The following is an 11,053-nucleotide window of genomic DNA, read 5'->3' on the forward strand; positions in this document are numbered from 1 at the left end:
ATGCACGTGACTGATCGATGAAGACGCCCGGCCGCGCGATGCGCGGCCGGGCGTTCCCGGTTTCCTGTTGCGGGTACGAGGCAGGTCAGGGGTCGCGGAAGCGGATCCCGGGCCGTTTCCCGGCCGCGGGTTGCGCAACCCGGCTTTCCGCCGCCTTCCGTTCACCGGCCGGGGGTCGCGGAAAGCCGAACCGCTCCGCTTCCTCGGCCGTCGGTCACGGAGCCGGGCCCGGGCCGTCCCCCTGCGCCGGCTACGGGTTGTGGAACTGGACCTCGGGCCATTCGGCGCTGGGGCCGTCGAGGATCGGCTGGTCCTCGCCGCGCAGGTGCTCGTCGACGAAGGCCGTGATGTAGGCCCTCGCGATGTCGTTGCTGCGGAAGCCGTCGGTCTCGTCCTGGTTCAGGCCGGCCTGCTCGGCGAGCGGGGCGGAGTCGGTCATGGCGCTGTGCCCGGTGCCGTCGACGGTGATCCACTGCTTCCAGCCGCAGAGCTTCTTCCAGGCCTTCTCCCAGGTCTTGTCCTCGCCGGGCAGCCCGTGCGGGTCGGCGCCGACCATGAGGAACGGGTCGCTGACGCGGCTCGGGTCGAGGGCGAAGAAGGTGCCGTCGAGGTTGAACCCGGCGTCGAAGCGGTCGTCGTTCGCGAGCGCGCGGTGGCTGGAGGCGCCGCCGATGGAGTGGCCGCCCACGGCGACCCGGCTCGCGTCGATCACGCCGGCGTCCTCCCAGGCCGCGTCGTCGCCGGTGAGTTCGTCGAGGACGAACGAGAGGTCCTCGGCCCGGTTCGGGACGAGCGTGTCGGCGTCGAGGTCCTGCGTGCAGGTGATGCACTCGGTCGTGCGGTCCGGGAAGGTGATCGGGGCCTCGTAGTTGTGGCCGACGGCGGCCACGGCGTACCCCTGGCTGGCGAGCTCCTCGGCGAGGCCGGTGAGGGTGGCGCGCGGGAACGAGAACCCGGGCGAGAGGACCACGAGCGGGAGCGAGCCGTCGTCGGCGAGCGGCTCGGCGCCCTGCACGGAGTTGGTCTCGACCTGCGCCAGGAGGCCCCCCGGGATCTGGAGCTGCGCACCGAAGAGCGCCGACTCCTCGGCGGACATGTAGGGCGCGGTCGGGCCGTCGTCGCCGGTCGGGTACCAGAGGGTGACCATGAGCTCCCGGTCCTCGGTGGGGACCCACACGTCGGCGCGGTCCTCGTCGACGAGGTGGAGGGTCGTGGTGCCGGTCGCGTACTCGCCGGTGGGCTCGGGGATCGAGAAGACCGGCAGCTCCTGTGCGCCGGCGGGGGCGGCGAACAGGCCCGCCCCGACCGCGGCGGCGGTCGCGCCGATGAGCGTCCGTCTCATGCTGCGTTGCAAGATGCGTCCTATCAGTGGTGGAGTCGCGCGGCCCGGTTCCGGGCCGCTCCACCACCGTATGGGCGCGGAACGCCTGCCGCCCTCTGCCTTTCGACCGGTACGGGTCGGTCGTTCGACCGATCTTTCAAGGGCCGCTCGGGAAGTCGGCGCCTCCGCGTCGAAGACCGCTCGGGTTCCGGCGTCCGTTCGAGCGCCCCTCGGGCGGCGCGGAGGCGATCGCGACGGCCGCCGTTCCTGCAAGGGCGGGGCGGTCAGGGTTTCGGCGCGAGGGCGATCTTCACGGCGCAGACCTTGAACTCGGGCATGCGGCTGATCGGGTCGAGGACGTCGGAGACGGCGGCGTTCGCGTTCGCGGCGCCGGGGAAGTGGAACGGGCTGAAGACGGTGTCGGGCCGGATGTCGACCGACAGGCGCGCGGGCGCGGTGTAGGAGCCGCGGCGGGAGGTCACGCGGACCAGGTCGCCGTCGGCGATGCCGTGGCGCACCGCCGTGTCCGGGTGGATCTGCAGGAACTGCTCGCCGTCCAGCGAGCCGATCCGGCGGGTCTGGGCGCCCGACTGGTACTGGGTGAGGATCCGGCCGGTCGTCAGGTACAGCGGATAGACGCTGTCGCGGCGCTCGGCCGGGTGGCGGTGGTCGACGGCGACGAACCTGGCGCGCCCGTCCGGGGTGGCGAACTTGAAGTCGGCGAACATGCGGGGCGTGCCCTCGTGGTCCGGGTTCGGGACCGGCCACTGGAAGGTGCGCTCCTCGAGGCGCTCGTAGGAGATCCCCGAGTAGTCGGCCTTCCCGCCCGCGGAGGCGCGGCCGAGCTCCTCGAAGATCGCCTCCGGGTCGGTCGAGTAGGTCCCGGGGGCGTCCAGGCGCGCGGCGAGCTCCTTCATGATCCACAGGTCGGTGCGGACGCCGTCGGGGGCGGGCCGCAGGGAGCGGCGGCGGATGACCCGGCCTTCGAGGTTCGTCATCGTGCCGTCCTCCTCGGCCCACTGGGCGACCGGGAGGACCACCTCGGCGAGCCGGGCCGTCTCGGACATGACGAAGTCGAACGAGACGAGGCAGTCGAGGTCCTTGAGCCGGTCGGCGATGCGGGTCGCGCGCGGCGCCGAGACGACCGGGTTGGAGCCCAGGACGAACAGCATCTTCACCTCGTCGCCGCACTTGCGCAGCAGCTCGACCGCGGAGACGCCCGCGCCCGGGAGGATCTCGGGGTCGACGCCCCACACGCTCGCGACGTGCTCGCGCGCGGCCGGGTCGGTGATCATCCGGTACCCGGGGAGCTGGTCGGCCTTCTGGCCGTGCTCGCGCCCGCCCTGGCCGTTGCCCTGGCCGGTGAGGCAGCCGTAGCCCGAGGAGGGCCGGCCCGGCAGGCCCAGCGCCAGCGCGAGGTTGATCCACGCGGTGACGGTGTCGACGCCCTTGGCGTGCTGCTCCGAGCCGCGCGCGGTGAGGATCGCGGTGCGGCGTCCGGCCATGAGGCGCGCGGTCGCGTACAGGTCGGGGACGCTGACGCCGGTGATGCGTTCGACGAACGCCGGCCAGTACCCGGCGACGGTCTGGCGGACCTCGTCGAAGCCGGTGGTGTGCGCGGCGATGTACTCGTGGTCGAGGTAGCCCTGCTCGATCGCGATGTGCAGCAGGCCGTTCGCGAGGGCGAGGTCGGTGCCGGGGACGGGCTGGAGGTGGAGCTGGGCGGCCTCGGCGGTGGCGGTGCGGCGCGGGTCGACGACGACGAGCTCGGCGTTCGTGAGGAACCGCATGAACGGGGGCATGGTCTCGGCGGGGTTGGCGCCGACGAGGACGACGACCTCCGCGTCCTTGAGGTCCTCGGCGGGGAACGGAAGGCCGCGGTCGACCCCGAAGGAGCGGTTGAGGGCCCCCGCCGCCGACGACATGCAGAACCGGCCGTTGTAGTCGATGTGCTTGGTGCCCAAGGCCAGCCGGGACCACTTGCCGAGCTGGTAGACCTTCTCGTTGGTGAGGCCGCCGCCGCCGAAGACGCCGACGGCGTCCTTGCCGTGCTCGGCCTGGATCCGGCGGATCCGGTCGGCGACGTGGTCGAGGGCGGTGTCCCAGGAGACGGGTTCGCCGTGCAGGAGCGGGGCGGTGATCCGCTCGGGGTGGTCGAGGAGCTCGGGCGAGGTCCAGCCCTTCTTGCACATGCCGCCGCCGCGGGGGGCGGCGGTGACCGTCCCGTCGGCGTCCTCTTCGAGCCGCATCCCGCACTGGAGGGCGCAGTACGGGCAGTGCGTGTCGGCGCTGCGGAGCACGGGGAGGCGAGTGCGAGCGGTCGTCATGGGGCGAGTGTGCCCAGGGAGCGTTTCGGAGTCACGTGGTCGATGTTTCGAGGATGCTAAGTGGCCCGCAATCACCGGGACGCGGTGATTGCGGGCCGTGGAGGAACCTCGCGGGTCAGACCTTGGCGTACGCGAGGCTCGGGGCCTTCGCGACGAGGACGGTGCGCTGGTAGCACCACCAGTTGAGGACCAGGAAGACGGCGTAGGCGGCGACGAACGCCCACATGGCGGGGACGACCGAGCCGGCCTGCTCATTCGCGATGCGGAAGCCCTGGTTGATGAGGAAGCCGCCGAACGCGCCGATCGCGGAGATCCATCCCAGCGCGGCCGCGGTGACCTTCTTGGCCTTGAGGACCTCGGCCTCGCTCGCCTTGCCGCCGGCCTTGGCATTGGCCTCGGCCTGGAAGATCGCCGGGATCGACCGGTAGGTGGAGCCGTTCGCGATGCCGCTCATGATGAACAGGACGATGAAGGAGGCGAAGAACAGCGGGAACGACGCGGTGTTGATGCCCCAGATGGCGCCCATCGCGCCGACGCCCATGAGGATGAAGGCGGCGCTGGTGATGGGGGCGCCGGCGAGGCGGTCGGCGAACCAGCCGCCGATCGGGCGGACGAGCGAGCCGACGAGCGGGCCGAGCGCGGCGATCCACAGGGACCCGAACTCGGGGAACTCGAGCTTGATGACCAGCGGGAACGCGAACGAGTAGCCGATGAACGACCCGAACGTGCCGATGTAGAGGACGCTCATGATCCAGGTGTGCCGGCGCGCCAGCGCGGGCACCTGCTCGCGCAGCGGGGTGCGGGCCACGGCGAGGTTGTCCATCGCGCGCCAGGCCATGAACGCGGCGAACACGGCCAGGACCAGCCACAGCAGCGGCACGTTGTGCAGGTAGAACGGCTGCCCGGTGGCCTCGTCGGTGCCCTGGGCGGTGCCGAAGACCGCGGCGCCGATCGCGAGCGGGCCGATGAACTGGACGGCCGCGACGCCGATGTTGCCGCCCGCGGCGTTGACGCCGAGGGCCGCGCCGCGGTAGCGCTCCGGGTAGAAGTAGGAGATGTTCGCCATCGAGGAGGCGAAGTTCCCGCCGCCGAAGCCGGCCGTGACGCCGGCGAGGATGAACATCCAGTACGGCGTGCCCGGGTTCATCACGCAGTAGGCGAGGAGCGCGGTGGGGATCACCAGGAGCGCCGCGGAGATGATGGTCCAGTTGCGGCCGCCGAACACGCCGACGGCGGCGGTGTAGGGGATCCGCAGGAACGCGCCGACCAGGTTCGGGACGGCGGTGAGCCAGAAGAGCTGGCTGGTCGAGAACTCGAAGCCCGAGGCGGCCAGGTACGGGGTGATGATGCTGAACATCGTCCACACCGAGAAGCCGAGGTGCTCGGCGAGTACGGACCAGATCAGGTTGCGCTTGGCGGTCTTGCGGCCGGTCGACTGCCAGAAGCCCTCGTCGTCGGGGCGCCAGTCGGTGATCCAGCCTTTGCGGGGGGCGGCCGTGCCGGCCGGGGGCGTCAGTGTCGATGTCATGGGGCCAACCTTCGGCGAACGGCGTTGCCTGGACGTGCGGCGTCCGTACCGGCCCCGTGAAGTTCACCTCACGGTTCTGTTACGGAGGGTGTGAACGGGCCGGAACATGCTGGTGTTGCGGCCTGCCGGGCCGGGCGGTCCTCTGCGGCGCGGACGCGTGCCGTGCGGGCCGCCCGCTCCGACCGGCCGAGAACCGCGTCACATCGGGCCATGGCCTAGGTTTGCCGGTATGGACGCCGCCATCGAGGTCGCCGACCTCCGCAAGACCTACCGCGGCCGCCGGACCGGCGAGGTCCGCGCGGTCGACGGCGTGAGCTTCCGCGTCGAGCGCGGCGAGTTCTTCGGCATCCTCGGCCCGAACGGGGCCGGGAAGACCACCACGCTCGAGATCGTCGAGGGCCTGCGCCGCCCCGACTCCGGCGAGGTGCGCCTCCTCGGGCGGTCGCCGTGGCCGCACTCGCCCGAGCTGACCCGCCGGCTCGGCGTGCAGCTCCAGGCGTCCGCGTTCTTCGAGTTCCTCTCCGCGCGCGAGCAGATCGAGACGTTCGCCGAACTCTACGGCGCTTCGAAGGCCCGCGCCGCCGAGATGCTCGACCTGGTCGGGCTCACCGAGCACGCGAACGTGCGGTGCGAGAAGCTCTCCGGCGGCCAGCAGCAGCGGCTGTCCATCGCGTGCGCGCTCGTCGGCGACCCCGAGCTGGTGTTCCTCGACGAGCCGACCGCGGCCCTCGACCCGCAGGCGCGCCGCAACCTCTGGGACCTCATGCGCGGCATCAACGCCGAAGGCCGCACCGTGGTGCTGACCACGCACTACATGGAGGAGGCCGAGGCGCTCTGCGACCGGGTCGCCATCATGGACGCCGGGAAGATCAAGGCCGTCGACTCCCCTGCCGGGTTCGTCAGGAGCCTCGACGCCCCGACCCGGGTCACCGTCGCGGCCGGCCAGGTCAGCGACGAGCGGATCAAGGAGCTCGCCGCGGGCGAGGCCGTCACCGGCGGCGACGGCACCGTCGTCTTCGAGACCCGCGACCCGCGCGAACTGCTCACCGCGCTCGCCTCCGAGGGGGCCCTCGACGGCCTCGCCGTGCGCACGGCGAACCTCGAAGACGTGTTCCTGCACGTGACCGGACGGGAGTGGCGGGCATGAGCCTCGATACGGCCGAGACGCGCACCGAGCGGCCCCAGGGCGGCGGCCGCAGGGCCTACCTGAGCCTGTACAAGGCGCTGGGGCGCGGCTGGATCCGCGACCGCAGCCAGATCTTCTTCACCATCCTGCTGCCGCTCATGTTCATGGTGCTGCTGGCGAGCGTGTTCGGCGGCGGGGACACCGCCGCCTCGCGGATCGTCGCGGTCGGCGATGTGGCGGTGCTCGACGGCGCCGACCCGGAGGTCTTCACCGTCACCGGCGCGTCCGACCTCGACGAGGCACTGGCGATGCTGCGCGAGGGCGACGCCGACGCCGCGGTCGTCCAGGACGGCTCGACCGTGCGGATCTACCCGTCGGCGACGAACTCGACCTCCGGCGCGATCGCCGCGGGGAACCTCTCGGCGCTGGTCGACGACGTGAACGTCGAGGTCCTCTCGGCGGCGGCGCCGAACGAGCCGGTCCTGGAGACCGACATCGAGCAGGCCGACGGCGGGGCGCTCAAGCCGATCCAGTACCTGGCGCCGGGCATCCTCGCGTGGGGCGTCGCGATCACGGGCGTGTTCGGCGCGGCCGGCACGATCGTGGACTGGAAGCGCGACAAGCTCCTGCGGCGGCTGCGGCTCACGCCCGCGTCGGTGGGCACCTTCCTGAGCGCGAAGGTCTCGGTGAACCTCACGGTCGCCGTCGGCCAGACCGCGGTGTTCCTCGCCGTGGCGGCCCTGGGCTTCGGGTTGCACCTGTCGGCGTGGACGTGGTTCGCGGTGCCGCTCGTGCTGCTCGGGACGCTCGCGTTCCTGGCGATCGGCGTGGTCATCGGCGGCGTCGCCCAGACCAGTCCGGCCGCGGCCGGGCTGAGCAACCTGGTGACGATGCCGATGGCGTTCGTGTCCGGCGCGTTCTACCCGCTCGCGCTCTCGCCCGAATGGGTGCAGTGGATCTCGTACGCCTCGCCGATGCGCTACCTCAACGAGGCGCTCCAGTCGGTCGTGGTCTACGGCGAGCCGCCCTCGGCGGTGCTCCCGCAGATCGGGTTCCTGGCGGTGTTCGCGGCGCTCGTGGCGCTGTTGTCGTGGAAGACCTTCAAGTTCGACGAGCTGTGAGCGTGTCGCGACGCTATCGGACACGAATCGGTAGTTACGATTGATTCATGTCTGACCTCATGCTTCACGACATCCCCGAAGGCGACCTCGAGATCCTTAGGGCCCTCGCAGAGGAGCGGCACCAGTCGCTCCAAGACCTCATGCTCGAGGTCATTCGCGAACAGGCTATGAGTGCGTCCAACCGCGTGAAGCTCTCGGTCATCGAGGCGCGTCTCAAGCGGGAACGGCCTGAGCCCATTCCGATGGAAGTCATCATCGCTGCCAAGAACGATCGCGACTGAGCCGAGGCATGATCGTCGTCGACACGTCAGCCATGGTTACGGCACTCCGATTCTTCGGATCTTCCGGTGACAAGATCAGAGAGATCCTGTCGCAGCTCAAAGACCTCGCTGCGCCCTCACACCAGGCCGTAGAGATCATCCAGGCGTTCCGAAGTCTGGACCGCGGGGGAACCCTGGCCGCGGACACCGCACATCAGGCTATCGAGGATTACATCCGGCTCGGGGTGCGCCTCGTGGACCCGGATATCAAGCTGGTTTCTCGCGTCTGGGAACTGCGTCATAACCTCACCGCATATGACGCGCTCTTCGTTGCGTTGGCCGAGCGCCTGGACTGTGAATTTCTCACCGGCGACGCCAAGATCGCACGTTCCGGCGTAGCCCGATGCCCGGTCATCACCGTCGAGACCGATTTTTAGTCGGTCTTGAGGACCGCGTCGTAGACGACCCGCTTCGGTACGCCGAAGCGGGTCGCGGTGTCCTTCATGGCCGTCCTGCGGTCGGTGCCCGCCGCCTCAAGGGCGGCGACGGCCGCTGCCATCGCCTCCGGGGTGGCCTCGCTCGCGTCCGGGCCGGTCCAGCCCGAGACGACGAGGGTGATCTCGCCCCGGGGAGGGTCGGCTTCGGCGCCGTCGGCGAGGTCGCCCAGGCCGCCGCGGCGGACCTCCTCGTGGGTCTTGGTGAGCTCGCGGCACAGGGCCGCGGGCCGGCCGGGCCCGAAGGCCTCGGCCATCGCGCGCAGGGTCTCGGCGACCCGGCGCGGCGACTCGAAGAACACCATCGTGCGCCGCTCCTCGGCGAGTTCGCGGAAGAGCCGGCGGCGCTCGCCGTCCTTGCGAGGGGCGAACCCCTCGAAGCAGAACCGGTCGCACGGCATCCCCGAGAGCGCCAGCGCCGTCGTCACCGCGCTCGCGCCCGGCGCGCACGTGACGTGGATGCCCGCGTCGATCGCGGCGCGGACCAAGCGGAAGCCCGGGTCGGAGACCGAGGGCATGCCGCCGTCGGTGATGACGGCGACCCGCTTTCCGTCGTACAATTGTTCGAGAAGCGTCGCGGTCCGCCCCGCCTCGTTCGCCTCGAAATACGAGGTGATCGCAGCCTCTGGAACCACATCGAGCTCACTGAGCAACCGGCGCAGCCGCCGGGTATCCTCTGCGGCGATGACGTCCGCCAGGCCGAGCTCGGTCCTGAGGCGAGACGAGGCGTCCTCTGGATTTCCCAGCGGCGCACCGAGAAGCACCAAAACGCCCGGAGTTGAAGTCGACACCCGGCCAGTATCCCCCACCGCCTGCGGCGGGGCCCCGGTCCGGTGAACGCGCCGCGACGGGCCGCACATGCAGGATGCCGCCCCATGCTGTCGGGTACCGGACATTGCCCTTACGCGTGAGCGAACGGTAACGGATACTCGTAGTCATGGCGACGCTTGCGAGCCATAACGCTGACAACCACAACACAGGCGACATAACGCTAACCGGAAGCCCTCTGAACCCAATGGAGGCCGCCTTGTCCGTGATCCTCAGAGTCGGAGCGGCTCTCGCCGCTCTCATCATCGGCTATTACGTTCTGGGATTCATAGCGGACCACTGGGCATGGTTCGCGTCGGTGGCGATCCTGTTGGGGGGCACCGCCCTCGCGGGTTGGATCCTCTTCCGCAGCCGCGGCCACGAGCACCGGGACCGGGCGCTCACCGCCGAGCGCCACGAACTCATGCGCCACGTCGACAAGATGAACATCCCGACGTTCGACGCGACCGTCGGGCAGCTCCTGGTCGGCTTGGACGCCAAGCGGGTCAAGAAGTTCGGGCACCGCAAGAACGACCTCGGCTGCAACTTCGTGGTGACCTTCAACAACGGCAAGCGGATCATCGTGCGCGCCAAGAAGGACGACAAGACGCTGCGCCGGCGCAACGGGAACCGGCACGTCCAGATCCTCGGCGGGGAGATCAAGGCCCGCTGGGACTGCGACGCCGGCGTCATCATCACCAACGCGAACCTGCACTGGATGCACCACGCCGCGCGCAACGAGGCCGTCGCGCGCCAGCTGGGCGTCCTCATCGTCGACCGCGACCGCCTGGCGGAGTGGCTCGACACCGGCCAGCCCCCGGCCGAGCTGCGGCCGGTCCGCGCCGCGATCAAGGCCGGGACCTCGAGCGCCGCACAAGGGAGTGCCGCTCGTTGAGACTGGTTGCGGCGCAAGGATACAGCGCGCCGTGACGGTGCCGCTGCACCTGCGGCGGCGAATGGAGACGCGGTGAACGCGGCCCCGAGCATTCGCTCGGGGCCGCGTTCCGTGTCGCCCGGTCACGAGGAGGCGAGGGTCGCCGTGGTGGTCGCCTCCTGGCCGTCCCTGGTGTAGGTGATGCTGATCTCGGTGCCCGAGGCGGTGCCCTGGACCGCCGCGACCACTTCGGACGCGCCGGTGATCGGGGTCCCGTCGACGGCGGTGATGACGTCGCCCTCCTGGAGGCCGGCCGTCTCGGCGGGCGAGCCCGCCTCGACGCTGAGGACCATCGCGCCGTTGCCGTCGGTGTCGGCCACCGAGACCCCGAGGTAGCCCTGCTCGACCGAGCCGCCCTCGATGAGCTGCTCGACGGTGGACTGGACGGTGTTCGACGGGATCGCGAAGCCGAGGCCGATCGAGCCGGAGTCGGTGGTCGCGATCGCGGTGTTGATGCCGATGAGCTCGCCGTTGCCGTTGACGAGCGCGCCGCCGGAGTTCCCGGAGTTGATCGCCGCGTCGGTCTGGATCAGGCCGGTCAGGGTCGAGCCCGACTGCTGCTGGAAGCCCTGCGGCTCCTCGCCGGCGACGGTCATGGACCGGTCGAGCGCGGAGACGATGCCCGTGGTGACGGTGCCTTCGAGGCCCAGCGGGGAGCCGATGGCCACGGCGGCGTCGCCGACCTGGATCGAGTCGGAGTCGCCGAAGGCCACCGGGGTCAGGTCGTCCACGCCCGAGACCCGGATGACCGCGAGGTCCTGCGTGGAGTCGGTGGCGATGATCTCGGCGTCGGCCGTGGTGCCGTCGGAGAAGCGGACCTCGACGGTGCGGGCGCCGTCGACCACGTGGTTGTTGGTGACGATGTAGCCGTCCTCGGAGTAGACGACGCCCGAGCCCTCGGCGGCGTCGGTGACGATCGTGACGACCGAGGGGCTGACCTTGTTGACGATGTCGGTGTAGGTCAGGCCGTCGCCGGCGTCCATCGACACCGACTCGACGACGGTGGTGCCGCCGTCGCGGTCGGCGAGGAACCAGCCCGCGGTGCCGCCGGCGCCGCCGGCGACCAGCGCGATCGCGAGCGCCGCGGCGGCGAGCCGGCCCTTGCCGCGCTGCGGCGCGGCGGGGGCGGCGCCCT

The 11,053-nt window shown here is 70.8% G+C and carries 10 protein-coding genes; 5 read left to right on the forward strand and 5 right to left on the reverse strand.

Annotation, left to right across the window (positions count from 1 at the left end; translation table 11 throughout):
* Positions 1 to 250 precede the first annotated feature (250 nt).
* From GFD30_RS19360 to GFD30_RS19370, 3 genes are all read right to left on the reverse strand, one after another.
* Positions 251 to 1,354 (reverse strand): alpha/beta hydrolase family protein, encoded by a 1,104-nt coding sequence (locus tag GFD30_RS19360; protein ID WP_153026823.1) that lies wholly within the window; start codon positions 1,352 to 1,354, stop codon positions 251 to 253.
* A 251-nt stretch (positions 1,355 to 1,605) separates the two neighbouring features.
* Positions 1,606 to 3,648 (reverse strand): molybdopterin oxidoreductase family protein, encoded by a 2,043-nt coding sequence (locus GFD30_RS19365; protein ID WP_153026824.1) that lies wholly within the window; start codon positions 3,646 to 3,648, stop codon positions 1,606 to 1,608.
* A 115-nt stretch (positions 3,649 to 3,763) separates the two neighbouring features.
* A complete protein-coding gene (locus GFD30_RS19370) occupies positions 3,764 to 5,176 on the reverse strand; it encodes an MFS transporter (protein WP_153026825.1) in 1,413 nt (470 codons plus the stop codon).
* A 229-nt stretch (positions 5,177 to 5,405) separates the two neighbouring features.
* On the opposite strand from GFD30_RS19370, the gene GFD30_RS19375 reads away from it, so the two are divergent.
* Genes GFD30_RS19375 through GFD30_RS19390 form a run of 4 tightly spaced genes read left to right on the forward strand, consistent with a single transcriptional unit; the run spans position 5,406 to position 8,120 of the window.
* Positions 5,406 to 6,323: an ABC transporter ATP-binding protein gene (locus tag GFD30_RS19375; protein ID WP_153026826.1), complete on the forward strand. Its 918-nt coding sequence runs from the start codon at positions 5,406 to 5,408 to the stop codon at positions 6,321 to 6,323.
* On the forward strand, positions 6,320 to 7,423 hold the full coding sequence (locus GFD30_RS19380) for an ABC transporter permease (RefSeq protein ID WP_153026827.1): 1,104 nt from the start codon (positions 6,320 to 6,322) through the stop codon (positions 7,421 to 7,423). Before GFD30_RS19375 ends, GFD30_RS19380 begins: the two co-directional genes overlap by 4 nt.
* A 47-nt stretch (positions 7,424 to 7,470) precedes the next feature.
* Positions 7,471 to 7,704, forward strand: coding sequence for a hypothetical protein (locus GFD30_RS19385; RefSeq protein WP_153026828.1), 234 nt, complete (start codon positions 7,471 to 7,473; stop codon positions 7,702 to 7,704).
* 8 nt (positions 7,705 to 7,712) lie between these two features.
* Positions 7,713 to 8,120 carry a type II toxin-antitoxin system VapC family toxin gene (locus GFD30_RS19390; protein ID WP_153026829.1) on the forward strand — a complete coding sequence of 136 codons (408 nt, stop codon included), beginning with the start codon at positions 7,713 to 7,715 and terminating at the stop codon, positions 8,118 to 8,120.
* Here GFD30_RS19390 and rsmI read toward each other — a convergent pair.
* A complete protein-coding gene (gene rsmI / locus GFD30_RS19395) occupies positions 8,117 to 8,968 on the reverse strand; it encodes a 16S rRNA (cytidine(1402)-2'-O)-methyltransferase (protein WP_407649101.1) in 852 nt (283 codons plus the stop codon). The two genes, GFD30_RS19390 and rsmI, sit on opposite strands and share 4 nt — an antisense overlap.
* A gap of 242 nt (positions 8,969 to 9,210) precedes the next feature.
* Here rsmI and GFD30_RS19400 point away from each other — a divergent pair, with 242 nt between their 5' ends.
* Positions 9,211 to 9,879 carry a restriction endonuclease gene (locus GFD30_RS19400; protein WP_194202024.1) on the forward strand — a complete coding sequence of 223 codons (669 nt, stop codon included), beginning with the start codon at positions 9,211 to 9,213 and terminating at the stop codon, positions 9,877 to 9,879.
* Positions 9,880 to 10,001: 122 nt separating this feature from the next.
* Here the strand turns inward: GFD30_RS19400 and GFD30_RS19405 are convergent.
* Positions 10,002 to 11,053 (reverse strand): S1C family serine protease (locus tag GFD30_RS19405; protein WP_153026832.1); only part of this gene is annotated, 1,052 nt, incomplete at its 5' end.

The sequence above is a fragment of the Glycomyces albidus genome (assembly GCF_009451885.1).
Lineage (GTDB): Bacteria > Actinomycetota > Actinomycetes > Mycobacteriales > Micromonosporaceae > Glycomyces > Glycomyces albidus.

Excerpts from the sequence above, each read along its gene's own strand:
- GFD30_RS19365 (WP_153026824.1), bottom strand. The coding sequence starts at position 3,648 with ATGACGACCGCTCGCACTCGCCTCCCCGTGCTCCGCAGCGCCGACACG.
- GFD30_RS19370 (WP_153026825.1), bottom strand. The coding sequence starts at position 5,176 with ATGACATCGACACTGACGCCCCCGGCCGGCACGGCCGCCCCCCGCAAA.
- GFD30_RS19375 (WP_153026826.1), top strand. The coding sequence starts at position 5,406 with ATGGACGCCGCCATCGAGGTCGCCGACCTCCGCAAGACCTACCGCGGC.
- GFD30_RS19380 (WP_153026827.1), top strand. The coding sequence starts at position 6,320 with ATGAGCCTCGATACGGCCGAGACGCGCACCGAGCGGCCCCAGGGCGGC.
- GFD30_RS19385 (WP_153026828.1), top strand. The coding sequence starts at position 7,471 with ATGTCTGACCTCATGCTTCACGACATCCCCGAAGGCGACCTCGAGATC.
- GFD30_RS19390 (WP_153026829.1), top strand. The coding sequence starts at position 7,713 with ATGATCGTCGTCGACACGTCAGCCATGGTTACGGCACTCCGATTCTTC.